Origin of the sequence: Bradyrhizobium sp. RP6 (assembly GCF_003837805.1) — a bacterium.
In the GTDB taxonomy this organism is placed as follows: Bacteria; Pseudomonadota; Alphaproteobacteria; order Rhizobiales; family Xanthobacteraceae; genus Bradyrhizobium.
Map to the genome: position 1 here is coordinate 197,141 of NZ_RQIT01000004.1, position 24,156 is coordinate 221,296.

Consider the following 24,156-nt stretch of genomic DNA (forward strand, 5'->3'; position numbering starts at 1 on the left):
ATGGGGCAAAAGCCGTTCAAAATCACATGTGGGCTGACAACGATACTAACCGCGATTTTTTAAATTTTACCGGCGTTTCCGATACTGTCGCTGAGATCATCGTACAAGCGCAAGGACGACCTATATCGATCGGCGTTTCCGGCGCGTGGGGAAGTGGCAAGTCGTCAATGATACGACTTGTCCGAAACGCACTTGAACAGCGGCCCGAGGGACAGACGGGCAAATTCGTCTTCGTCGAATTCAATGCCTGGCTCTATCAGGGGTACGATGATGCTCGCGCCGCATTACTGGAGGTCATTGCCGGCACCCTGCGATCGGAAGCCGATACAAGAAAGACAGGTGTTGATAAAACCGTCGAATTGCTGAAGCGCGTTGATTGGCTTCGGATAGCCAAGGCCGGCATCGGGACAGCTGCCTCAGTTGCGCTTGGAGGGGTGCCGCCGGGCCTGATTGGCGAAATCTTCGAACTGGGAAAGAAGGCCGTAAGTGGCAATCTCTCGGCTGCCGACGCCAAGACAGTTGCTAGCGACGCTTTGCAGGTAGCGGAAGCCGCCTCAGGTTTTCTCAAGCCCCACAGCGATACTTCGCCGCCAAAAGAAATTCATGCGATCCGCAAATGTTTCGAGGAAGCGCTCAGGGAAATGGGCGTGACACTCGTCGTTCTGATTGACGACCTCGATCGATGCCTCCCCGAAACGACAATATCAACACTCGAAGCCATTCGCCTCTTTCTCTTTCTTCAGAATACGGCGTTCGTCATTGCGGCGGATGACGCAATGATCCGACACGCCGTCAAAAAGCACTTTGACGGCGTCGACGATGCTCTCGTCACCAGCTACTTCGACAAACTCATCCAAGTCCCAATCCGTGTTCCCCCACTCGGCACTCAAGAAGTCCGAGCCTATCTTATGCTTCTCTTTGTAGAGAATAGCAGTCTGTCGAAGGAGGATAAAGAAGCAATACGGAAGAGGGTCTGCGAACAACTCAGCCAAACATGGCGAGGACGACGCGTTGATCGCGCTTTCATGCAAACGATTCACTCAAATCTTCCTCAGGACCTCGTGGCGCGGCTAGACGCGGCCGATCGGCTCGCGCCGTTGATGACATCCGCATCGCAAATTGCTGGAAACCCGCGTCTCATCAAGCGCGTCCTCAACGCTTTGTCTATCCGCATGGCCATTTCGAAGGCCCACGGTGTGGGCGTTGACGAGGCTGCATTAGCAAAGGTCCTGCTATTCGAGCGGTGCGCTGCACCGGCCGCGTATTCGAAGCTCACCCAAGCTGTCACATCTGACGGTGGTGGAAGGCCAAGCTTCCTCAAACCGTGGGAAGACAAGGCTCGCGGCGGAGAAGAGCTAAAACTAGAAATACCCTGGGATGATCCATTCGTTACCGAGTGGCTGGCCATTGACCCGCCCCTTGCGGACATGGACCTACGAGGCATCCTGTATGTTGGTAGAGAGCATGCTCCATTAATTCTCCCAGAGGACCGTCTGTCTTCTGAGGGTGCAGACCTTTTGACGGCCCTGCTCGAAAATCCAGATATGGCAGGCTCGATAGGCGACCGGCTTGTTAAGCTCCCCCGCACGGAAACAGCCATTCTCATGGACCGTGTTCTTGGAAAGGCTCTCCAAGAGCAATCCTGGGGTACGCCCGCCATTCTCGAAGCAGCACTGGCCGTAACAGATGCAGATCCGGCGTTAGGAAGCCGCCTTGCAGCGTTTCTAAGGGAAAGACCGTCATCGCAGATCACACCAAGCCTTATCCCGAAGATCGCCGACCAGACATGGTCGCGGGAGCTATTCTCTCACTGGCAAGGCGCCAGCGTCGCGTCCAACGTAAAGCGGGCAATCACCGCCCAGGGCAAACGCTGATGGGTACCTCTAAATCCAGCACGGGCTCTCCAAGCAATGTACCGATGGTGCCTCCCTGGGCTCCCGAACCGGTGGCCCCGGCGGGAGCATCAGAGACGTCGCCACCACAACCCGTTCCGAACACCCCACAGCCGCCTAATGTGTTGATCGCACCCGCAAGGCGCTTCGGCGCGGCTCGTACAAGTCTCGGCAGCTTTGCCAAGACCGGTTCGGCGGCCGACATGCGACGAGGCATTGGACACTATGCGCGCAAGGGGATAGGTGGCGGCAGTGTCGCTGCGCAGCGGATGGGCGCGACCGCCCGAACTGGAGGGGCTCTCTACGGCGCATTGTCGGGCCTTGCCTCGGGGCAAACCAATGCCCTTGCTTCGGGCGAAGACCGCAATTCGCTTCAAGGGCGTTCGGTCGAACAGATCATTACGGCGATCGTTGAAAGCGTCCGCCCTGTTGATGGCACCCAAGATGCCGAAACCGCAAGAGATGCGCTGCAGGGCGCCTTATCAGCCGACCTTCTGGATCAATATCCGAATGCGGACCTGCTGAATCTTTCAGAGGAGGAACGGCTGTTTATTGTCGAGCGGTACACCGCGCTTGATGTTTTTAATCAGCTCGAACTCAACGTAGGTAAGGCTATACAGAACAATGCTCCAAATATCACAACTTACCTAAGTCGGCTTCGCGAGGTCAAAAACTACGTGAAGCAGACCGTTGCTGCTCGCTTTCGTGAGATCAGAAAGGCCGGAGCTAGCCTCAATCCCCGCACTGTGGCTGGCATCGTTCGGCAAGCGATCCAACAAACTTTTGAGGTTTTTGGGGAGGCGGAAGAATGAGGTTGCTGTGCGCGCCGCTGGATTTGGGTTTCAAAGTCGGGTCAGTGCGCGATTTGGAAGTTGTTCTCTACGGTCATCCAGACACGCAAAGACGCGGGGGCGCTGGCGCCAACATCAAGGAGATTTTCAAAAGGCTGGAGTTGAAGCCGGAGCCTCGTGCATGGGATTTCCTGACGATTGCACTTGCAGTCTTGGCTGCCGATACCGCCGTCCGCCGCGATACAAGCCCAGACGGTTGGACACGAGAGATTGAAATCCAGATCGCTGTAGCCGACCCCAAATTCTGGGCGAAACATCTCGATCTCCTACATCAAGCACTACAGTTTTTGACTACCGATATTTGGTCATTGAAGTTCCTTCCAGGCGGCATTTTACCTGCCCCGCCCAAAACTCCCAAAATGCCCGACGAAGATTGTGTGGCACTGTTGTCAGGCGGCTTGGATAGCTTTATAGGCGCGATCGATCTCACCGCTAAAAATGGCAAGAGACCATATCTCGTCAGTCAGGTCTCGGTAGGCGACAAGCAAAAACAGAAATACTTTGCGTCGAAGATTGCAGGCGGCCTCAGCCATCTTCAGCTCAATCACGTGATAACCTGCCCGCAAGAGAATGAACGTTCGCAGCGGGCGCGCTCAATCATTTTCTTTGCGTATGGCATTTTGCTTGCGACTTCTCTGAAGCAGTATCACTTAGGCAAGCGTGTCACGCTATACGTTTGTGAGAACGGCTTTATATCGATCAATCCGCCTTTAACCCCGATGCGCCTTGGAAGCCTCAGCACACGAACAACGCATCCGATCTATATGACGCTTCTGCAAACACTTTTGGACGCTGCCGGCATGTCGGTGAAGCTGGAGAATCCCTATCAGTTCAAAACAAAAGGGCAGATGCTCAAAGAATGCGCTGATCAGGTGTTTTTGCGGAAATTTGCTAGCAATACGACGAGTTGCGGACGATATGCTAGGAATGGCTTCACACATTGCGGGCGTTGCGTTCCTTGTCTCATAAGACGGGCATCGTTTCGCGAATGGAAAAAGGCGGACAAGACACCCTACGTCTATGACGATCTTTCGCCTGCGGACTTGCATCATTCGGGCTTTGACGACGTGCGTGCGGCCGGCCTAGCCGTAGCGACAGTCAAAGCGGATGGTCTCGACGCATGGCTGGGAAGCAGTCTCTCGTCACGCTTTATTCCTGATACATCTCCTTACAAGGATGTGGTACGTCGGGGCCTGAGTGAGCTAGGGCGTTTTCTGAAGGTAGCCGGGGTAAAGTGATAGATTTCCATTGTCATCTGGATCTGTTCCCCGAACCTTTTGCGATCGCCGAAAAGTGCCGAGCCCACAATTTGTATGTCCTATCCGTCACAACGACGCCAAGCGCTTGGCCGCGGTCCCGAGAACTTTCCTACGGCGGGGATCGCATTAGAGTCGCTTTGGGCCTTCATCCTCAAATTGCTCACGAACGCGAAAATGAGCTAGGGCTTTTCGACCGGTTCTTGCCCCAGACTAAGTACGTTGGAGAGGTTGGGCTGGATGGCAGCCCCGAACTCGCAAAACATCAACAGCATCAGAAGCGGGTTTTCGACCACATCTTGAAAGCTTGCGGAAGAGCGGGCGGGAAAATTATCTCAGTTCATAGCCGTCGCGCAGCAACGCCTGTTCTGGACGCGATCGCAGCTCATCCCTCTGCCGGACCGTGTATTCTACACTGGTTCTCCGGCTCGATGAGCGAGCTAAAACGAGCGGTAGACATGGACCTTTGGTTCAGTGTCGGACCAGCCATGCTCGTCAGCAAGAAAGGACGGCAACTGGTTGCCGAGATGCCGCGGCATCGGGTGCTCACCGAGACGGACAGCCCATTTGCTCAACGCGGTGCAACGCCATTGATGCCCTGGGACGTCTGTGAAGCCGAGGGTGAAATAGCCAAAATCTGGCAAGTCTCGCCAGAGGAAGCTAGTTCAATTCTTCTCAGCAATTTCCGAGAACTCGTTGCACCGGTCCGTTAGTCGATTAAGTCGCACTACCCTCACGTCGATCGGGCACGATCATCGCGTGTCCGCCACAAATGCGATTACACGATTTTGCGATTCTGCAATTAGCGATAGCCACGCCTGAGCTTCCGCGTCCTGTTCGAGACAGCAGCAATGTCCGCTAGTCCACGCGTGGAATGGGTCTCGATATACACTCTGCCGGCGCGGCCGATGCGCCCCCATTCCCTTACCAGGGACCATTCGCCGAACAGCGTCGGCTGAACGTCCAATTTGTAGAACCGCGCGACGTTGCGGAGTTTGTCCCCACGAGTGAGCATTAGAGCGGTCATGCCACTTCCTCCTCTTCTTGTTTCTGGTTGACCTGCGCTGCGGACTTGGCCTCGCGCAAATAGCGATGAACGGTCTCGCGGCTCACGCCAAACTCTCGCGCGAGCGCTGATTTCTTGCTGCCGGCCTTGACCTGAATGAGCAACTCTTCGACCTGGGCCCGGCTCAATGCAGCTTGACGCCCCTTGCAAATGCCCCTGGCCCTTGCAATGGCGATGCCCTCGCGCTGGCGCTCCCGGATGAGCGCCCGCTCGAATTCCGCAAACGAGCCCATGACGTTGAGAAGGAGCTGCGACATCGGCGACGACTCAGCCGTGAAAGTAAGGCCCTCTTTCAGAAACTGAATCCGGACGCCCTTCCCGGTTAGCTCCCGGACCAGGCGACGGAGATCTTCGAGGTTACGGGCCAGGCGGTCCATTGAATGGACCACGACAGTGTCCCCTTCCCGTACATAGGCAACCATCTGCGCCAGCTCTGGCCGATCGGTGTCCTTGCCCGAGGCGCGGTCACTGAACGTGCGGTGGAGTTCGATGCCGACGAGTTGACGATCGGTCTTCTGATCGAGTGTGCTGACCCGTACATAACCGACAATCTGTCCCGTCAACTCCTACGCTTTCATTCTGTGGCAGGAAGTCTGAGACTTGATGACTCACCTGTCAAGAAATTCCGAAATAAACTCTAATGACACACATTCTTTGAGGCTCCGCAGTGTGTCATTAGAGTGCACCTCAAAGGAACTAGTGGGCAAGGCGTCACTTCCACCGATCGCAGTTCTTACGCGCGCGGGGCCGCCAACAAACGTCAGTAGCCCGCCGTGCGGGTGCAGTGCGGAATGACCGAGTCCATCAGATGAGTTTAACTCAAGGTTGATATCTCTTGATTCCCACAATTCGATTGTTAGTGTCGGAGGTAGATCTTCTGCCAGATGGGGGAGCGGCATGTCCGTTGATCAAGATAAGGAAACACTGCTCGATGCGCTCCATGCGCGGCAGCTCTCGACAGGCAAGCGGCCCTCGATTTGGGAAGCTCAGATGCATTTTTTGCCCGAGTGGGGTCGGGATCGATTGTTCGATGCCGCGCAGGCCCTTGAGGACGCGGGCGACATTCTCAATGTAACCGGGGCGGTCATGTTTGTGGACCTGGCTTCGACAGCACGCCAACGAGTTCAGGCGAGAGCAGGCCAGAACCCGGGTGGCTCGACTACTTACAACATCGGCTCGGTCCACAACTCGCCTTTTCAGCACATTGCTGCGGGTGGTCACGGCGTTCAGGCAACGAACTACAATATGACAGCTAACGACCTCCGAGCGATCGTCGATCTTTACAAGCAGCATGTCGGAGACCTTCAACTGGATGCATCGAATCGTCAAAAAGCAGACAAGGCTATCGCCACGATCGAAGCGCAGTTAGTAGATAACGAACCAGACAACGGAATTGTAACAGCTGCTGGCAAATCACTGAAAACTATTATTGAAGGCGCACTTGGCGGAGCTCTTGGAAATGCCGTGGCCAGCTCGGGAGTCTGGGCTCCATTGCTCGCCTTGTTCAGCTAACGTGTTAGGGAATGAAGGAAAAAGGCAAACCTCGAGTTTTATGGTGCCAAGAAAAATGCAGTTTGTAAATCAAGCGACACCCGTTGTTCTTCGATACAGGTAAGCCCGATTTTGGTTATGCGAACATAGCTCTGCGAGTCAAACGACCTTGTCGCGAGGCCACTGCATCTTTGGATAAATGCTGCGTACGTTCTCGCGGTATCTTTCCCGCGCATTAAGTGCACGGGCAAGATCGGAAAACCACATTGCAGAGCTACCACCAGGAAGCTCGTCGCCAATCAGAGGGCGCAAACCTTCGTTGCGATCCGCCGGCCAGGCGACACGCCGATCTGGAAGCTTGAAGCTTCCCTCAAGTGCCGATCGTGACGTAAGGGTCGCTATGCCCCGCCGGTGCACATGATCAAACTTACTGAAGCGCGGAGCATTACGCCCTACAAATGGGTCCACCCGACCGAGGAACGCTAGGCCGTCGAGAGGCCTTTAGCCCAAGCGCGGCACAACCGTTTGATCTCGGCCGCCAGTGTTCGCTTGCCGGATCAGGGCCTCTGCCGCCGCTGCGGTGGGTGCTTCAACCGACCAATGCCAATAGATTGGCTTGCCCGGCTCCATGTGATTGATCCCAGGCGATGTTTCTCGGACGGTAAACCGGCGCATCTAAACCTCCTCAAAATATGACCGACGAATCACTGGATCCAATCGGGCGAGTGGATCTAGGCCTTTCCTGGGCAGCACAGCCATTTTCGAACGAGAATAATTTGAGCGGCTAGGAATTATCCTCGCAGACCGATCCCAGCTCGTTGTTATTCTTCGCTATTATCTTTGCTCTGCTCAAATCATCTCGCTGGCGGTCCAGGAACGCGCGCGTCAATCTGAGGCACGGATGGAACAGGAGAATCATCATGACCAATGCGAAGCGCGGACGCGGGCGCCCCAAAGGCTCAGGTAAGAATGATGGGCCGATTCTCGATCGCGTGGCCGACGCGATCGTTAAAGATCCTCAATTGAAGCCGACCACCGCGATGCTCAGGATCATTAGGGGCCAGAGCGGGTGGGACGCCACAGAGGCAACTCTCCTGCGACGGCTGCAAGGCAAATGGAAGAACGAGAGTGAAAAGCTCTTGAACGCGGCACGTGAGCGGGCTGCGCGTGTGAACTTCCCGACTAGGCCCGTCGCCACCAGCGACCGCTGGCCGCCGATTTCCGATTTCGAACGTCACCAAAGGTGGTTGGACTCTGCTGTTGGCAAAGCGGCGATGGGTTATGTCACGTCATCTGCTTTCCAAAAGGTCGTGGAGCAGGTGACCTCACCGAGCTATCAGGCAGAATTGTCCCGCGTTGAGAAACTTGCACGTGGGCTGCTCGATGATGGCTCGCTGACCAAGCGGATTTCTGAGATGCACAAACTAAGCGACAAGATCTTTGGCCTCGACAAATGGCAACGCGGCTTCTGACAATGCACCGAAGTCTGCGCCCGTGAGCTTGACGCTCAACTGAATCGCCGGCCGCGTAATTTCCCGGCCTGTGTGTGGCATCGCTAAGCCGGATTCCGGCTTGCGATGGCGAGCCTCTGTTTCGCCGTCGTAGCCGGGTCAAGGCCGCGAAGCGCCGAAGGCTTGGCCTTGAGGCGGTTGCGACGGCGTGAAATCGCGAAGAAGTCTGAGCTTAACCTGGAAAGTACCGATAGGATCCGTCAGGCCCTCCGCCACGGCGTTCAACATCTCCGCTATCGACCAGCATCCGCAGGTCTTGGTTCACCTGCTGCTGGTACGCGCTTTCGCCATGTATGGCACGTGCCAGCTCGATCTCGGTCCTGCCCGGGCCTCTCTCGACAAGATACCTAAGCACGCTGATCTGGATCATGTGAGCCTCCAATTGAGGGCCTACTAATAATCACCGAAAAATCGGCTGCGCTAGTTCACTTGGACGAATTATTTTCCGACCTTTGGCACCGCGAAGGCCGGCGCCAGGGCGAAGGCCGGCAACAATGCAGCCGCAAGAGCGTCAGCATAGCGCCGCGAAGCGGGACGCGGGACCGACTGCAACGACGAGACCGGTTAAGAAGGCACCCGGCGCACGCATCAGTGCTAGCGGTGCCGCAGGCAGATGCTTGACCGAGTGCCTCCGGCGAGGAGTGCATAATGGCTCGCGTGAGGGATTGTCACCTCGATGGGCGGAGACGACGCAGCGGCTCCGGGCGAAGCCTAAAGCCCGGCCGGAGGCCACGCCAGATCATCAATTACCGGGCGTCCACAACGGAGCCCGGACGGGCTTAGGAGGAGGCGTAAGGGATAGTGGCTGTGGCTTTTGAACAGGCCTCGGCCTCGGAAGAGGCGGCGGCGTTGAAGTGACAGGCTCCAGCGGGATAGCTGAAGTAACCTCGCGTAGCGCTGACTTCCGCAGTCGGATCTCAATGCGTCGGCGTTGTGGGTCGTCGCGCGGGGCGCCCTCAATCGCTAACGTCTCGTCGGTGTTGACTAGTTGAGCTCCCGACAGCGGCAAGAGCTTATAGGGCGCCAGTAACTGGCTTTGCCGCAGCACACTAACGACTGAAACGGCCCTCGCCAGCCCAAGCCCCGCGTTGTCGGCGGGAATTAAGGTCGAGATAGTCGAAGCGCCCTTGAGGACTGACGGGAGATCACGGTCTAGGTTCGTGGGTCGAACACCCAACGGCTGTTCGTCGGTGTGACCGACAACCTCGATAACGTCGACGTCATATTTCTTGATGTAGCCGAGGATTTCCTCAGGAGTTTTTCCAGTCAGCGCATCCATAAGCTTTTGTGAAAGCTCCGCACTCCCACTTTTGAATGAATAACCGGCAGCGTCGCTCAACGTAATGATCGGCGGCCATTGGTGACCGGCGGCGCCGGCGGCTGGCGCAGAGACCAGCCCTCGCTCGATCGCCTCTAGAATCTCCAACGTGGAAGCCGGTAGCTTCCCAGGTCTAGACATCGCCCGGTTGATTGCGTTCATGGCGTCGGCGTTCTTGATGGCCTTGTCCGCATCAAGCCCGCTCGCCTTCAGTTTATCGAGATCTGCAACTCGATTGCGGACCTCCTTGATCGACACGCCGCTCTTCTCAAGGTCGGCCACCGCGGTTTGGCTATCGACCAGCTCCCGCCAATACTTATCGATTTCCTGGGGATCGGTAAGACCCGAAAGGCTTCTTAGCCTCTCGGCAACGGCCGAATTCTCGCGCAGGGACGCGACCGTGTCCCGGTCGCGTTGATTTTGCGCGATTTGCTGTTGCAGCTTCTGTTCAGCAACTACCCGCTTGTCTTGCTCCCGCTTCAAAAAGGTGGCCAGGACGATCAGCAGGCAAAACACCAGCAACAGCATGATCTCAGCCATTGTAAGCCCGAGCACAAGACCTTGCCGGTAGGACGAGCGCTGCTGGATGATTTCGCCATTCATAGCCATGCCATATGCCTTTCAGGGCTAGGGAGCACGATTACTGGACCCCCAGGGCCCAGCAGCCGCGCGCGCGGCCTCAGCTGCCTGAATTGTCTGCATCAGCCTGTCGACGGCGGCCCCCATGGCTTGCGTTTGACGGAGACTGGCGTCAATCGTCTTGGCTTGCACCTCGGCACTTTTGCTGAATGAATTGATCGCTTTGGTCAAACCGGACACAACGGGTGCGAGCTTTATCTCAATAATCTGCTCGGGCGTCTGCATTGCCGCCAACTTGGCCGCAAGGCCATCTATGGCTTTCACGATGGTGGAGGTGCTTCGCGACAACTGGTCGGACTCCCTCACCAAGCGGGCAGAAACCGTGTCGAGCGTGCCGACAACTTTCTCATTCAGAGTATCGAGTGTTTTACCTGACCTTTGTGATGCTTCCTCCAAGGGCTTTCCTGCCGTTTGTGCGAACGTCCGGATCTCCGTGGCCAGCTTGTCACTCGCGCTACCTAACGTCTCGTTTATCTCGTCCAAGGCATCGGTGATCGACTGCTGCGTCATCCGCCGGAAGTAGCCAAATTCCAGCACCGTGCTCTCTAGTTCGCGTTTAACTTTCCGAGAAGCGTCCGCCAGCTCCAACCGGGCGGTCGCTTCTACTTCAATCGGGTCCCGCCGCATTTGATTGAACAAGATACGCAAGGTGATCCCGGCAATTGTCGAGGCAATGGCAATACCGAAGTTTTGAACAATCTGTTCCGCGGCGCCTTCCGCTCTGAATTGGTACAGCGAGACGGCAAGGCTCGTCAGCGTAAACAGAAATCCCATGTAGTAGAGATTGTCACCCGATTGATCGTCGCGGAGCCGAAAAAGCCGCGCGATGCCCAGCATGAGAGCATATCCGATCATGATCAGGACCGGAACGGACGTGACATAAAACGCGGGCAAATCATTCAGCTTGGAAGCCACGATATAGCCACTGCCCAAAGCAACGACCATGAAGAAAAGCAATCCGCTGATTAACCCGGGCGGCGTACGCCGCATGGTGTCCTGGATGGTCACGCCTAGGCTCCTTGAAGTCGTTTGACCTCAACGGACGAAGCCCCATTATCCTTCATCCATTGGATCCAAAACTCGGCGTGCTTAAGGTCGTTGAGCAAGGGCTGGCCTTTCGGCTGCCGAGTGACATAGCGAATCGTCACCCCAGCACCATGCAAATCGGTACGGAACTTCAAATAGGCCGGAGATTGCTTGTAGCGCTGGAAGGAGAGGTCGCCCGCGGCTGGGTACTGACTGTACTCTCGCGTGTACTCGATCATGTCGGAAATGACGATCAGTGTCTTTTTCGCATTCTGATTGGCCGCGCTTGAAAACTGATCGATGGCGATGTCTTGGATCGCAGCCATGAGCGGCGAGCTGGCGGCCTTGGCCGAGGCAATGCTGTTCTTCACCGCGTCTGCAGCTGGCTTGCGGAAGCTCTCGATCCAGCGCAGCCGGGCAATACGGGGATTATCGGTCCATTCGTTCAGGCCGGCTCCATCGCCGGGATTGCATTTGGAAAACACGGACCGGCTCCGGGCGCCAGCGATATCCAATACCCGGATATCAAGCCTGTAGAAGGCTGGAAGCGTCGCAATCAGGTCGTCGAGGATAACTTGGACTTCCCGCCGCGTTGTCTCGGGCAAATCGTCAGAGGTGTCGACCAGTACGACATTAATGCCGTGAGGGCCGTCGACCGGGCACAGGCTCTGCGCGTCAAGAACCGGGCGCTTGGGGGTGGAGAAGTAGAAATACGCCAGAGCACCACCGCATGCGAGCGCCACAAGAAGCAGCGCGATGCCTCCTACACCAGCCCAACCGATGCCAGATGCGCTCTGCCGCCTTGGACGCTTCTTAACCACTCTTCTTCTCCGGCAGCAGCTCGTCAATTTCGCGATAGGTCTTCACGGCGTCGTCGAAGGCTGCGTGAATGGCCTTGATCTGCTGATTCAGAAGTTCCTGCGTCTCAGCAATCATCTGCCGCAGATGCTCCCGGGCCGTCGAATCCGGCTCGCCGCCGGCATAGATGATGCGTTCCATGGAGTAGCTGCGCGAGAAGGTGCTCGGCGCGGGCGTCGATCGTGCCCGGCGATTCGCCTCGCGGTAGATCTCGAGCAAGGCTCGGCCGGCCTGCTCAGTCTGGTTCTGATGTTGGCTGAAGCGTTGGGCGAGCCGGCCCCGTCCCTGAAGCAGAGAATCGTATTCGCCACGACGGACCGAAAGGTCCCTCGCCGCACCGTTCATGGCTTCGGTGCAATCCTCGCGGATGTCGCGAAGACGGTCGATCAGCTCGCTGCGTACCCTCGCGAACTGATTGCTGGCATCAAGCCATCGACGTTCGAGACCGGCATAGCCGATGTATGGATCGAAAAACATTAAGCCGTCGACCATCGCGACCAAGGAGAAGATCAGGCCAATACTGAAGAAAACCCACGAATTGATGTCCGTGAGCGCATGCGGCGCCGTTTGGAGGCGGTGCAGCACCTCCTGCCCGACGTCACCACTGATGGTCGGTGGAATTTCGCGCAAGTGAGCAAGGGTGAGATTTAGCACGACCGCGAGAGCCAGATAGGCAAGGCAGGACAAAACGCCAATCAGCTTGAGGAAATAGTTCCGGCGGTTGACCAAGCGTATCAGCACCATGCCGCAAAGGAAGCTTGCCAAGATATTCAAGGCAGCGAACACCACAGCCTGGACCAAGCCGCCGAGCAGACCGCCGATGTTAGCATTGGCGAGGAAGCTGCCGTTCACTATCACTTCGATGACAAACAGGATGGCTAGAATGCCGACCTTGAGAATGATTTTCCCAGGACTGGCGAGCCTCGCGGGCCGTTCGATCCGATGCCGGGCGCGGAAGCTGTCGCGTTCAATCTCGGACTCATTCAGCCGGCGTCGCAAAGCGAACAGTTCATCGCGACCGACGGTGGCCTCAGCGCGAAAATCACCAACGGCCTCAGGGGCGGCCTGCTGAATAGTCGCGAACCGCTCCTCGAAACTGAGCGCCGTCACCCGTTCATCGTAAGTATGAAGGTGATCGAGGTATATAGAGTGCGAGTCCTGCTTGTGGCGCTCAATCCTTTCAATGATCTGATGTTCTATATCGTCGAGCGTTTGCGCATCAGACGCGGGATGGTTCTGGGCGCCCCGCTCTCGTCCTTGTTCGACAATCCGCATCTCATCCGCAAGGCGGTCCACGTTGAGATCCAGAAAGATGTTGGTTGCCGGCTGGTAGTGATGAACGGGCTGGCTGAGGAAGCCCATAATTCGAGCGAGGGCTGATTGACGCTTGCCGGAAGGATTCATACGGTTTTCGGCCTGGAACTAGAGCTTGGATTTGCGGCAGCCGGCGGCTTCGGCATCCGCCACTGAGCAGAACCACCTGCGAGATGAGCTTCGATCCATCGAAAGTCGATCGTAAAACTTGCCTCCAGGCACGTGATAGATGCATTGATGGGCGCTTTTGAGATTGCCTTTGATGAGACAATTCGGTGAGGGCGGCTCGGCCACGGTAGCCGGGGCCATCAGCATCCGCTGCGCCTGAACAGGCACAGCGACCGCACCGAGGATTACGGTGCTATTACTTCGGTGCCGCCATTCCCAGGGAGCAACGAAGGCACCGCTCCAAAGGCCGCGCCTCTGCTCCCGTGCAAAATCCTCATCCGCAATATAGTCCGACGAATAGCGGCGGAACGCGAGCGCCCAGCCGTTTCTTACCAACCAACGCGAGACGTTCTCTCCGCCGACCGTGCAAGTTCCGAGATGGCGCTTGTAGACGTCCTGGCCGGTCAACTCGCACGTCCAGGGTTGTTCACGCGCAAAGCTTCTAAGCTTTTCTCTGGCTTCGATGCCGCAATCCCAAGCCTTGCCGGCAGAGTCCAAGCAAATCTGGTCTGTCTCAGGGGCATCGATTCCGCTTAGGCGAATTTTGACGGTCCCCTCGTACACGGTGTCCGCGTCGACAATCTGCGGCACGCCGCTCACTTCGCTGGCAGTCGCGTGGGAGAGACCAAAAAGGCAACACAAGATGACAACAGCAGCCCGCATTGCTGCACCGCACTCAAATATGAGGAAAAACCGATAGTTAACAATCTATTACACTTTCTTGGCGAGAACTAGGAAAGGACAATCTGTCGGACACGATGCCCGGTGACATAGTTAATTCGGCGCATAATGCAGCTAGAAAGATGGAGCGTTAGACAAGCCGCGGTCGTTGGGTACCTTTTCGCCGCTTGAGTGACCTGCAGCTGGCTTTCGAAGGGGCCGCCTCAAGGCCGCAGGGCCAAACCCAAAAGCAATGGAAGACCTTCTGGATTGGTATTGCCTGCTGAAAAGGCCCTCCGAGTGGAGGGCCTTCAGCATTTCGCAAAGAGTATGAAGGCGGCGGCAAAGCGTTGCCGGAATTCCGGGTCGGCCGGCATCCCAATCGCCACTTCAGCGACGAGTTGAGCTTCAGCCAACGCCGATCGGAGCCAACATTCCTCTACCTGCGATCCTCTCACAAGTTGAGTTGGTTCATCCGCGACGAAATGGGGCGCGTCAAATCCGCGCTAGTGCGCGTTGCGGGTAGGAGGTCCGTTGTCAACATCCAATGCTTCCCTCAGCCTACCAGAAAGAGCCTTGATTGTCGCTTTGCTCGCGCAGCGAAGAAAGGATTCGACCTCCCGAACACCGCCGGCATCCAGGCTTTCGAGCAGCAGAGCAGCAATCTTATCGACTTCGAGCGTGTCCAAGGTCGGTCGTTTGCCCTTCGCTCGGCCAATTCGTTCCTTCACCTCCTCCTCGGTGATTGAACGTCCAGCACGAACTTCGGAAAGAACCTCCGAAATTACCGTTTCGGGTGTATCCTTCGCGGCGAGTTTGTATGCGGCACGAGCAGGCAACTTGGCCAAATCGCCGGGGTCCCGGGTGCGTGCAAGCTTTGCCAGGTTCATGTAGTTCTGCGCTGATTTATTGCAGATATCCATCTCATCTTTGCAATAGGCGCCGAAATGGCCGTGCGGGATCATCGCCTTTGCTTCCGCCAAATGCTCACCGATCTGGACGATGATCGGAATAACGGTAGGGAGAAGCTCGTTGACGCGTCGGGCGATCCGCTGCAACTGCACCGCCTCAAACGAAGGAATGCCTGAATAGTCGAAAGCCATGATGACCTCAGATGAGCGGCGCATTGCGGGAATCATCGCAAAGGCGCGAACGGACGCTGGACCCTGGAACGACGCCGTTACAACGCTCAACGAGAGGCCAAAAATCGCACTGGGCAATCGAGGCTGGATGTCATTATTCTGGAAAGCAAAGATAGGATTGCAACTGAAAACCAACCAGCCGAAGGTTTTTTATGTGGAGAGGAAGCTAAGGCGCCTTAGCTTCACATTCGATGTACGCCGATGAGATTGCCCAAGGCCGCCCCCCGAACTCCCACAAATGCGAAACGGTTTCGCATTTGCTGAGCCTCAGGCTCGTCGGGAGACAAGAAGGCTAGGCGGCGCAGTCCTTGCTGGAAACGAAAGCGAGGAATTTGAGTAGTGTATCCGCTAGGCGGACATTGAGGGCAAGCGCCAGCACGAGCCTGCTTATGGCTACGGTTTCCTTTTCGCCAGCGTTTGCCGTCTTGGACGAGCGGACGGCCGCCGATGCTTTTGCAAGACATCCGGACGTAGGCAAATCTCCCGTGCCTCGATCTGCGCTGTCACGATCGGAAGCTTTTCGAGCGCCTGAAGCATCTGCCGCAGTTTGGCGCTGCTGGAATAGCGCTCTTCCGTGACGTTGTCTCCGCCATGGCCCAGAATGTCCGCTCGAAGTTCGGAGGGGACCCCGACGTCCTTCAGATCGGCACCACCAACTTTCCTGAACGAATGGAAAGTTTTTTTCTCTTCGGCAGCGTTGGGGACTGCCGCATCCTGAACTTTGATCCAGTCGCCATAGAAGACGTCGCCCAACGGCGTGCGATCACTTGCGGCGCGGAGCTCCGGGAAGAGCAGTTTATGTCCGAGCGATTGGATTTCTGCCCTGTAGCGAAGAAACCCGAGACGGACCACTTCGCCGATCAGGGGTATTCTTCGCGTGGACTGCGGATTCTTGAGCGTGCGGTGTTCGTTTGGGCGAACGAAGATGTAGGGGATCCCACTCTCCTCCAACACATCATCGACATCGAGGCCGCAGAGTTCCTCGCGACGTGCCAACGTGTATCTTGCGAGATAGGGCACGATAGATAGAGCGTCGTGATAGATCACCTCGCCCGGGACCATCCGCTTCTTGAGGCTTTCGCATCCCGTCCACGGCGGCTGTCGAAAGATCGAGGTCAGGTCTTCTGGAGAGAAAGGATGCCGTTCGTCGCGGGCGCGGCCCTTCTTCTTCGACAACAGCTTCGAAACCCCGGAGAACTCAGGAATCTTGTGCCCGCAAGCCTCGATGTAGACCAGCACTTCTTGAAGCTGCGTAAGTTGGCGATTGAGCGTACCGGATGCGCGCCCGACTTTGTCGTCAGGCAGCTTCTTCGATCGTTCCAACCATTCAGAAAGCGGCTTGGCGCGGTCATTCTGGCCCTTGCCGTAGCTTCGCGGAAGAGCGAGCAGAAGCGAGCGATACTCCGCAATGCGGCCCTGGGCGAGGGCCCGAACATGGTCCTCGCCGATCATTTCGACGAACGTCGCGACAACTGAACGGACCTGCCGCTGGGTTTTTTCGTTCCACTCGCCCAGCTGCGCCTTTTCCTTGATCAGGTTTTCGGCGAGTTTCGTAATGGAGGTTTCCTTGTGAGTCGACCCAGCAACGCTCTGAAGAGGCGCTGGACGACACTGCGAGAGAGCAGGACTGTCGTGCGCGACCGCCCCAATTCCCACGGCGCTTGATGCTGGATGCTCGCGCGAGACAGGGGTCGAGGCTGTCACCCCAGGCGCAACGGCATGGTCGGAAAGAAGCTGGTCGACCAACTTATCGTCTTCGCGATAATCCCCGGTCCAACGTCGATCAACTGACAACAAAGCCGCGGCCTGCCCGCGGTAGAGAATGCGCTCTGCCTGCCGAAGATCGCCTTCTCCCTGGGACGCCCCGCAGGCTTCCAACAACGCCATCAACTTCTGACGCGGAAAACTGCCCATAGAACCCTGACGCAGCAGTTCCAGCGTCCAGTGCACCTCTTCGATTTCGTCCGGACTGAGACCGTTCGCCGCCAACAGGCCGCGCTCAGCTTCGCCGATAGCCGCAGCGATGCCCTGAGAGGCCTGGAGGCGCCGAGCCCACCCCATGACCCGGTCAGACCTACGGCCCTCATCCGCAGTGATGCCGTCGGCCGTCTCCAAGACGGCGAGTCGATCGAGCTTGGCCAAATGGGTTCGCGCCACTGACTCCAGCATCGACCGGACCTGAACAGACGACAGCACTTCTCTTCCCTCCTGCCGGCGCAAGATGCCATCACTCGCTGCGGCCAAATGAGCTGCGATGCTGCGCGCCTTGAAAAGGTCCCGCGTTCTCAGGCTAATCGCAATCGGCGCAAGTTCTCTCTCCCCGGTTTTCTTGAAGAGCCGCCGACGCCACCAGTAGACAGCGCCTCGCCTGAAGACATGTTGGACCACGCGCACGTAGACACTCCTGTGGTACAGGCGCGTGATACAGTCGCGAGACAACTCCCCAGCCAAATCCGGCGAATTGCATAATTTCAAGGGGTTAGAGGCTGCCTGGCTGGGGCGGGAGGGATCGAACCTCCGAATGGCGGAATCAAAATCCGCTGCCTTACCGCTTGGCTACGCCCCATCAGGTCCTCGGGGAACGGCGGAGGCACGGGCTACCGCAAATTCCCTCGGGTGGTGTCGGTCTATAGGGAGAGGCGCGGCATTTCAACCGCCTGCAGAGGCAAAATACCCGGGGGGTGCCGGCTTGGGGTGGCACACGCTCCATCAGGCCCCGACATTGGACGCCCGGCGAACGCAGCGTTTCCGACCGCCCCCAAATCGCGCCCTGTTGAGGCTGCCCCCGTTTCGTGAGAATACGGCGCCAATATCTATCCCCCGGGAGTGAGCCATGACCTACCGCGCGCCGATTTCTGACATGCTGCTGTCGCTCAACCATGGCGCGGGCCTCAAGGCCGCCGTGGAGGCCGGCCATTATGGCGATTTCGACGCCGATCTCGCGGCCGCCGTGCTGGAGGAAGCCGGCAAGTTCGCATCCGACGTGCTGGCGCCGCTCAACAAGGTCGGCGACGAGCATGGCATCAAGCTCGACGATGGCAAGGTCACGACCGCGCCGGGCTGGCCTGACGCCTACAAGCGCTGGACCGAGGGCGGCTGGAACGCGGTGTCCGGCCCCGAAGATTTCGGCGGCCAGGGCCTACCGATCGCGATCAACGCCGCCTGCACCGAGATCTGGAGTGCCGCCAACGTCGCCTTCGGCCTCTGCCCGCTGCTGACGGCCTCCGCGATCGAGGCGCTGGACGCCCATGGCAGTGACGCGTTGAAGAGAATCTATCTCGGAAAGCTCGTCTCCGGCGAATGGACCGGCACGATGCAGCTGACCGAGCCGCAGGCCGGCTCCGACGTCGGCGCGCTGCGCACCCGGGCCGATCGGCAGGCCGACGGCTCCTATCGCATCAAGGGGACGAAGATCTTCATCACCTATGGCGAGCACGACATGACCGACAACATCGTGCATTTCGTGCTGGCGCGTCTGCCGGATGCGCCCCCCGGCACCAAGGGCATCTCGCTCTTTCTCGTTCCCAAGTTCATGGTCAATGCGGACGGCTCGCTGGGTGAGCGCAACGACATCTATGCCTCCGGCGTCGAGCACAAGCTCGGCATGCACGCCTCCCCGACCTGCACCATGACCATGGGCGATCACGGCGGCGCCATCGGCTTCCTCATCGGCGAAGAGAACCAGGGCATGCGCTGCATGTTCACGATGATGAACCAGGCCCGCCTTGGTGTCGGCCTGGAGGGCGTCGGCGTTGCCGACCGTGCCTACCAGCAGGCCTTGTCGTATGCGCAGGAGCGCAAGCAGGGCCGCGCGGTCGGCAAGAAGGGCGACGGCTCCGATGCGATCTTCGTGCATCCCGACGTCAAGCGCATGCTGATGCGGATGCGGGCGCAGACTGCGGCCGCTCGCACCATCTGCTATGCGACCGCCGTCGCGATCGACGTCTCGACGCGCGCCAAGGACGCGAAGGTGCGCACTGAAGCGGCCGCACGCGCGGCGCTGCTGACGCCGATGGCCAAGGCCTATTCCACCGATATCGGCAACGAGGTCGCCTATCTCGGCGTGCAGGTGCATGGCGGCATGGGCTTCATCGAGGAGACCGGCGCGGCTCAGCACTACCGCGATGCCCGCATCACCGCGATCTACGAGGGCACCAACGGTATCCAGGCGATCGATCTCGTCACGCGCAAGCTCGCCGCCAATGGCGGCGCGTCGGTGTGGGCGCTGCTCGACGAGCTCACAGCGACCGTCAGCCAAGTCGAAGCCTCCAACGATCCCGGCTTCGGCACCACGGGCGCAAAGCTGCGCGAGGCGATTGAGTCGCTCACGCGCACCAGCAAATGGGTCCTGGAGCGCGTTGCCTCCGCACCGAACGAGGCGCTTGCGGGCGCAACGCCCTATCTGCAGCAGTTCGGCGCCACGCTCGGCGGCTGCCTGCTCGCTTCCGAGGCGCTCGCCGCCAAGGCAGAAGGCAACGCAGACGCTGCGCGCTACGTCACCCTGGCGCGCTTCTTTGCCGAGAACATCACGGTGCAGGCGCCCGCGCTCGAGCGCACGGTCACGGAAAGCGCAGAGTCCGTCGCGGCGGCGGATGCGGTGCTGCTCGGGTAAGTCGGATCTACTCTCGCGCGGACCGTCTCCCCTAGCTCGCGGAGATTCGGGCGACGCTCTTCTTCGGCCGCCACAGCACGATGCCCGCCGCGACGAGATCGAGCACGACGCACAGCGCTAACGCCGTGCTGTAATTGCCCGTAAAGCTCCGCACGAGACCGATGATGCCGGGACCGAAGGCGCTGACGATGCCGCTGATCGATGTGCCCAACCCCATCGCGGCGGCGAAGGCGGTCGAGCCGATCTCGCGCTGGATGATCAAGGGCGGAAACGTGATCATGTTGCCGATCGAGAAGCCGTAGACGGCGCAGCACGCCAGCAGCACCGTCGGACTCGTGCTTTGGAGAAGCACGAACAGCGCCGCCGCCTGACTCGTCATCGACGCCGCGCAGGCGAGCCGCGGATCGAGCCGGTCGACGAACAGGCCAAGCGACAGGCGCCCGACCACAGCCATTGCCGCCATGATGGTGACCGCGAGCCCCGCCGCGGAGCGGCCAACCAGCGGCTCGAGAAACGTCACCTGGTGGATGATGAAGCCCACCTGCGCCAGCAGCGCCATCGCGATCGGCAGCACCATGGTCCAGAACGCCGCGTTGGCGAGCAGCGCCTTGCGGGAATGGCCTGGCGCGGCCGCGCCGCCAGCGGTCCGGCCTCCGTCCGATGCCGGTGACATCCGGACCGGCCAGCCGATGAAGGTCACGACCACCGGCAACAGCAGCACCATCATCGCGAGCGTCGCCGTCAGCATGGCGGAACGGAAGCCAATGCTGCCGGTCAGCAACAGCAGCAGCGGGACGAGGATGATGCCGCCGCAGGTCGCGCCGTTGAAGGCAAGGCTGAGCGCGAGCCCGCGACGTCGCTCAAACCAGGAATTCAGCACGGTCGCGATCACCACGGTCCCCATGCCGGTCCAGCCGACCGACATCAGCGCATAGGCGAGATAGAGCTGCCAAGGCGTCTGCATCAACGCCAGCAGCACGGTCGAAGCGCCGAGCGCCGTCAAGCCGCACAGGATCAGCGAGCGCAGCCCGATGCGCTCGAGCAGATCGTCGGTGAAGATGACGAGGACGGAGCTCAGGAGAAACGAGAAGGTACTGGCCGCGGAGACCAGCGTGCCGGACCAGCCGTGGGCGCGCTGAAGCTCGGCGAGATAGACGCTCTGGCCGTAGAGACCGAAGCCAAACATGAAGAAGGCCATCAGGAAGCAGGCCAGCACGACACGCCAGCCACGATAATGCAGCGAGGATTCGTCGATACCGGTTGTGGCAATCATCAATCGGGCGGGTCGGCCATGGAACGGCGCGAGATCATGCACCACAACCAGGGGTTATTCAAATGAAACATTGTAGCTAATTGTTGCGACGCGTGACGGTGTCGGGTAACCTGCATCAAAATTGCGGGACGTCGGCGTCGAAAAGGTTGAGCGGCGCATTTGCACGCCTGCCAGATATAGGCTGATGCTTCCCAAGAGCGGCAAGCGTCGCGGCGCGCGATACCGCTGCATGACCATCGCCGGCGGCCCCGGGGTCTTTACCGCCGACATCAAGGATTTCATGCGTGTGGACACGCGTGTTCACGACAAAGCATCGTGAAATCTTCGTGCGCTGCGTCTAGTCTTGTCCCATGCGATACGTCTTTCTGATCCTGACCATCCTCGCCGCCGTCCCTGCCTCGGCGCAGCCCGACGCTCCGGTCGAGCTGCGCGTGCTCGCGATCAACGACTTCCACGGCAATCTGCGGCCGCCACCGGGCGGCATCCGCATCAATGACCCTGAAGACAAGAGCAAGAAGGTGATGGTGGCGGCCGGCGGCGCCGAGTACATGGCGACGCTTGTGAAGCAGCTGCGGGAGCGGCGGAAGAACACCATCTTCGTCGCCGCCGGCGATTTGATCGGCGCGAGTCCGTTCCTGTCGGCGATGTTCCACGACGAGCCCTCGATCGAGTCGCTCTCGATGATGGGCCTTGCGATCAGCTCGGTCGGCAATCACGAATTCGATGAGGGCAAAACCGAGCTCTTGCGAATGCAGAACGGCGGCTGTCATCCCGTCGACGGCTGCCAGGGCCCGCATCCCTTCACGGGCGCCAAATTCCGCTATCTCGCGGCCTCCACCATCGAGACCGCGACCGGCAAGAGCGTGCTGCCGCCCTACGAGATCCGGGAATTCGACGGCGTTCCCGTCGCCTTCATCGGGGTGACCTTGAGGGAGACCGACGGCATCGTCTCGCCAGCGGGCATTGCCGGGCTCGAATTCCGCGACGAGGCCGAGACGGTGAACGCGCTGGTGCCGCAGCTGAAAGCGCGCGGCGTCGAAGCGATCGTGGTGTTGATCCACCAGGGCGGCGAGCCCGCCGGCGACTACAACGAATGCCCTGCCATCACGGGCCCGATCGTCGATATCGTCAAGAAATTCGACCGTGCCGTCGACGTCGTGGTCAGCGGCCACACCCACCGCGCGTATGTCTGCGATATCGACGGGCGGCTCGTCACCAGCGGCGACAAATACGGCACGCTGGTCACCGCGATCGACCTCAAGCTCGATTCCGCAACGCGCGACATCATCAGTGCCAAGGCCGAGAATGTGATCGTCGCCAATGCCTCGCTGGCCAAGGATCCCGAGCAGACCGCATTGATCGACGCCTACGACAGGCTATCTGCGCCGATCGCCAACCGGCCGGCCGGCTCGGTGACGCAGACGCTGTCGCGCGTGCCGAACGAGGCCGGCGAGAGCGCGCTGGGCAATGTCATTGCCGACGCGCAATTGCTCGCAACCCGCGATACGAAGGATGGCAGCGCTGTCATCGCGCTCACCAATCCCGGCGGCATCCGCACCGACATCGTTCCGAAGGAGAACGGCGCGATCACGTTCGGCGATGTCTTTGCCAGCCAGCCGTTCCGCAACCGGCTGGTCACGATGACGCTGACGGGCAGCCAGCTCAAGGACATGCTCGAGCAGCAATGGCTGGACCCGAAGCGGCCGCGGATTCTCCAGGTGTCGAACGGGTTCAGCTATACTTGGGATGCTTCAAAGCCGTTCGGCGAGCGCGTCAGCCTCGAGAGGATGACGCTGGGCGGCAGGCCGATCGAGCCTGGAAGCGGCTATCGCGTCACGCTCAACGATTACCTCGCCGTCGGCGGAGACGGGTTTACCGTCGCCAAACAGGGCACGGCGCCACAATACGGCGGCTACGACGCGGACGCGTTGTTCGCCTTCTTCCGGGCACACGGGCCGGTCGGTCCGCTGCCGCCGACCCGCATCCTGCGCGTGAATTGATCCGGATCAAACAGCCAGCACTTTGCCATTCCCGGCCAAGCGCTTAGATTGGTTTTGCATTGCGTTTTGGCGCTGGATGCGCCAACGACGTCAAAAGTCCGCATCCCATGAGGCCGACCTGATGAGCACGCTTCTCCTTTCCCACAAGGCCTGCCTCGACCATGTCACGCCGCCGGGACACCCTGAGAGGCCGGATCGTCTACGCGCGGTGGAAGAAGCCCTGTCGCATGAGCGTTTCCAGTTCCTGGTGCGCGAGGAGGCGCCGGAGGGCGATCTCGACCTCGTCACGCTCTGCCACAACGAGCATTACGTCACCGAGCTGCGCCACATCGCTCCGACCAGCGGGCAGATCTATATCGACGGCGACACTTCGATGTCACCGGGCACGTGGGAAGCGGTGATGCGCGGCGTCGGCGGCGCGGTTGCGGCAACCGAAGCGGTGATGGCGGGCGAGCACCGCAACGCCTTCGTTGCGGTCCGCCCGCCCGGCCATCACGCCGAGATCGGCAAGCCGATGGGCTTCTGCTTCTTCGACAATGTCGCGATCGCAGCGCGCCACGCGCAGCGTAAATATGGCATCAAGCGCGCGGCCATCGTCGATTTCGACGTGCATCACGGCAACGGCACGCAGGACATCTTCTGGTCGGACCCGACCGTGATGTACTGCTCGACGCACCAGATGCCGCTATTTCCAGGCACCGGCGCTAGAAGCGAGCGCGGCGATCACGACACCATCGTCAATGCGCCTCTCGCTTCCGAAGACGGCGGGCCGGAATTCCGCTCCGCGTTCGAGAATTTGATCCTGCCGCAGCTGACGACATTTGGCCCCGAGCTCCTGATCATCTCCGCCGGCTTCGACGCGCATTACCGCGATCCGCTGGCTTCACTGAACTTGCGCGCAGAGGACTATGCTTGGGTGACGCGCAAGCTGATGGATCTCGCCGACAAGACCGCCGGCGGCCGCATTGTTTCCGTGCTCGAGGGCGGCTATGACCTGCAAGGACTGAAAGAATCTGTGACGGCCCATGTTGGCGCCCTGATGGGCGCCTGATGGCGCCCGCCACATTAAGCCCGCAAAA

General features: G+C 59.1%; 20 protein-coding genes and 1 tRNA gene. 10 read left to right on the plus strand and 11 right to left on the minus strand.

From position 1 onward, the window contains the following. Window positions 1–26: 26 nt before the first annotated feature. The 4 genes from EHH60_RS11860 (at window position 27) to qatD (ending at window position 4,712) form a co-directional block, all read left to right on the plus strand. Window positions 27–1,874 (plus strand): KAP family P-loop NTPase fold protein, encoded by a 1,848-nt coding sequence (locus EHH60_RS11860; RefSeq protein ID WP_124159642.1) that lies wholly within the window; start codon window positions 27–29, stop codon window positions 1,872–1,874. A 140-nt stretch (window positions 1,875–2,014) separates the two neighbouring features. Next, entirely contained in the window at window positions 2,015–2,704 is a 690-nt protein-coding gene (qatB, locus tag EHH60_RS11865) for a Qat anti-phage system associated protein QatB (RefSeq protein ID WP_245454467.1), read from the plus strand. Next, window positions 2,701–3,981 (plus strand): Qat anti-phage system QueC-like protein QatC, encoded by a 1,281-nt coding sequence (qatC, locus tag EHH60_RS11870; RefSeq protein ID WP_124159644.1) that lies wholly within the window; start codon window positions 2,701–2,703, stop codon window positions 3,979–3,981. The genes qatB and qatC overlap by 4 nt, the downstream gene beginning before the upstream one ends. Next, window positions 3,978–4,712, plus strand: coding sequence for a Qat anti-phage system TatD family nuclease QatD (gene qatD / locus EHH60_RS11875; RefSeq protein WP_124159645.1), 735 nt, complete (start codon window positions 3,978–3,980; stop codon window positions 4,710–4,712). The genes qatC and qatD overlap by 4 nt, the downstream gene beginning before the upstream one ends. Window positions 4,713–4,801: 89 nt before the next feature. Here qatD and EHH60_RS11880 read toward each other — a convergent pair whose 3' ends face one another. Beyond that, the gene (locus EHH60_RS11880) at window positions 4,802–5,026 is read right to left on the minus strand and encodes a WGR domain-containing protein (RefSeq protein WP_124159646.1); all 225 of its coding nucleotides are present in this window, start codon (window positions 5,024–5,026) and stop codon (window positions 4,802–4,804) included. Next, window positions 5,023–5,628, minus strand: coding sequence for a recombinase family protein (locus EHH60_RS11885; protein WP_124159647.1), 606 nt, complete (start codon window positions 5,626–5,628; stop codon window positions 5,023–5,025). Before EHH60_RS11885 ends, EHH60_RS11880 begins: the two co-directional genes overlap by 4 nt. Window positions 5,629–5,962: 334 nt before the next feature. Between EHH60_RS11885 and EHH60_RS11890 the strand changes: the two genes are divergently transcribed. Further along, window positions 5,963–6,577 (plus strand): hypothetical protein, encoded by a 615-nt coding sequence (locus EHH60_RS11890; protein WP_124159648.1) that lies wholly within the window; start codon window positions 5,963–5,965, stop codon window positions 6,575–6,577. A gap of 899 nt (window positions 6,578–7,476) precedes the next feature. Further along, window positions 7,477–8,028, plus strand: a complete 552-nt coding sequence (locus EHH60_RS11895) for a hypothetical protein (RefSeq protein WP_124159649.1) — start codon at window positions 7,477–7,479, stop codon at window positions 8,026–8,028. Between the two features lie 781 nt (window positions 8,029–8,809). Here EHH60_RS11895 and EHH60_RS11900 read toward each other — a convergent pair. The 8 genes from EHH60_RS11900 to EHH60_RS11935 form a co-directional block, all read right to left on the minus strand. Next, window positions 8,810–9,994 (minus strand): OmpA family protein, encoded by a 1,185-nt coding sequence (locus EHH60_RS11900; protein WP_124159650.1) that lies wholly within the window; start codon window positions 9,992–9,994, stop codon window positions 8,810–8,812. Between the two features lie 18 nt (window positions 9,995–10,012). Next, on the minus strand, window positions 10,013–11,032 hold the full coding sequence (locus EHH60_RS11905; protein ID WP_124159651.1) for a hypothetical protein: 1,020 nt from the start codon (window positions 11,030–11,032) through the stop codon (window positions 10,013–10,015). A gap of 2 nt (window positions 11,033–11,034) precedes the next feature. Further along, window positions 11,035–11,871, minus strand: a complete 837-nt coding sequence (locus EHH60_RS11910; protein WP_124159652.1) for a hypothetical protein — start codon at window positions 11,869–11,871, stop codon at window positions 11,035–11,037. Beyond that, complete coding sequence (locus EHH60_RS11915) at window positions 11,864–13,312, minus strand: hypothetical protein (protein WP_124159653.1); 1,449 nt, start codon at window positions 13,310–13,312, stop codon at window positions 11,864–11,866. Before EHH60_RS11915 ends, EHH60_RS11910 begins: the two co-directional genes overlap by 8 nt. Before the next feature lie 18 nt (window positions 13,313–13,330). Then, window positions 13,331–13,981 carry a thermonuclease family protein gene (locus EHH60_RS11920; protein WP_245454468.1) on the minus strand — a complete coding sequence of 217 codons (651 nt, stop codon included), beginning with the start codon at window positions 13,979–13,981 and terminating at the stop codon, window positions 13,331–13,333. 575 nt (window positions 13,982–14,556) lie between these two features. Continuing rightward, window positions 14,557–15,153: a DUF3102 domain-containing protein gene (locus EHH60_RS11925; RefSeq protein ID WP_158626728.1), complete on the minus strand. Its 597-nt coding sequence runs from the start codon at window positions 15,151–15,153 to the stop codon at window positions 14,557–14,559. Between the two features lie 432 nt (window positions 15,154–15,585). After that, complete coding sequence (locus tag EHH60_RS11930; RefSeq protein WP_124159656.1) at window positions 15,586–17,586, minus strand: site-specific integrase; 2,001 nt, start codon at window positions 17,584–17,586, stop codon at window positions 15,586–15,588. 97 nt (window positions 17,587–17,683) lie between these two features. Further along, a tRNA-Gln gene (locus EHH60_RS11935) sits at window positions 17,684–17,758 on the minus strand. 267 nt (window positions 17,759–18,025) lie between these two features. Between EHH60_RS11935 and EHH60_RS11940 the strand changes: the two genes are divergently transcribed. After that, window positions 18,026–19,804, plus strand: coding sequence for an acyl-CoA dehydrogenase family protein (locus tag EHH60_RS11940; protein ID WP_124159657.1), 1,779 nt, complete (start codon window positions 18,026–18,028; stop codon window positions 19,802–19,804). Window positions 19,805–19,835: 31 nt separating this feature from the next. Here the strand turns inward: EHH60_RS11940 and EHH60_RS11945 are convergent, their stop codons facing one another. Next, window positions 19,836–21,077, minus strand: a complete 1,242-nt coding sequence (locus EHH60_RS11945) for an MFS transporter (RefSeq protein ID WP_124159658.1) — start codon at window positions 21,075–21,077, stop codon at window positions 19,836–19,838. Window positions 21,078–21,261: 184 nt separating this feature from the next. Between EHH60_RS11945 and EHH60_RS38550 the strand changes: the two genes are divergently transcribed. From EHH60_RS38550 to EHH60_RS11955, 3 genes are all read left to right on the plus strand, one after another. Then, complete coding sequence (locus tag EHH60_RS38550; RefSeq protein ID WP_283811822.1) at window positions 21,262–21,396, plus strand: hypothetical protein; 135 nt, start codon at window positions 21,262–21,264, stop codon at window positions 21,394–21,396. Between the two features lie 31 nt (window positions 21,397–21,427). Then, the gene (locus EHH60_RS11950) at window positions 21,428–23,077 is read left to right on the plus strand and encodes a bifunctional metallophosphatase/5'-nucleotidase (protein ID WP_124159659.1); all 1,650 of its coding nucleotides are present in this window, start codon (window positions 21,428–21,430) and stop codon (window positions 23,075–23,077) included. Between the two features lie 121 nt (window positions 23,078–23,198). Further along, window positions 23,199–24,128 carry a histone deacetylase family protein gene (locus tag EHH60_RS11955; protein ID WP_124159660.1) on the plus strand — a complete coding sequence of 310 codons (930 nt, stop codon included), beginning with the start codon at window positions 23,199–23,201 and terminating at the stop codon, window positions 24,126–24,128. The last annotated feature ends 28 nt before the right edge of the window (window positions 24,129–24,156 follow it).

Coding starts and splice junctions, on each gene's coding strand:
- EHH60_RS11860 (WP_124159642.1), top strand. CDS start 27: ATGTGGGCTGACAACGATACTAACCGCGATTTTTTAAATTTTACCGGC.
- qatC (WP_124159644.1), top strand. CDS start 2,701: ATGAGGTTGCTGTGCGCGCCGCTGGATTTGGGTTTCAAAGTCGGGTCA.
- EHH60_RS11880 (WP_124159646.1), bottom strand. CDS start 5,026: ATGACCGCTCTAATGCTCACTCGTGGGGACAAACTCCGCAACGTCGCG.
- EHH60_RS11890 (WP_124159648.1), top strand. CDS start 5,963: ATGTCCGTTGATCAAGATAAGGAAACACTGCTCGATGCGCTCCATGCG.
- EHH60_RS11895 (WP_124159649.1), top strand. CDS start 7,477: ATGACCAATGCGAAGCGCGGACGCGGGCGCCCCAAAGGCTCAGGTAAG.
- EHH60_RS11900 (WP_124159650.1), bottom strand. CDS start 9,994: ATGGCTATGAATGGCGAAATCATCCAGCAGCGCTCGTCCTACCGGCAA.
- EHH60_RS11915 (WP_124159653.1), bottom strand. CDS start 13,312: ATGAATCCTTCCGGCAAGCGTCAATCAGCCCTCGCTCGAATTATGGGC.
- EHH60_RS11925 (WP_158626728.1), bottom strand. CDS start 15,153: ATGGCTTTCGACTATTCAGGCATTCCTTCGTTTGAGGCGGTGCAGTTG.
- EHH60_RS11940 (WP_124159657.1), top strand. CDS start 18,026: ATGACCTACCGCGCGCCGATTTCTGACATGCTGCTGTCGCTCAACCAT.
- EHH60_RS11945 (WP_124159658.1), bottom strand. CDS start 21,077: ATGATTGCCACAACCGGTATCGACGAATCCTCGCTGCATTATCGTGGC.
- EHH60_RS38550 (WP_283811822.1), top strand. CDS start 21,262: ATGCTTCCCAAGAGCGGCAAGCGTCGCGGCGCGCGATACCGCTGCATG.
- EHH60_RS11950 (WP_124159659.1), top strand. CDS start 21,428: ATGCGATACGTCTTTCTGATCCTGACCATCCTCGCCGCCGTCCCTGCC.
- EHH60_RS11955 (WP_124159660.1), top strand. CDS start 23,199: ATGAGCACGCTTCTCCTTTCCCACAAGGCCTGCCTCGACCATGTCACG.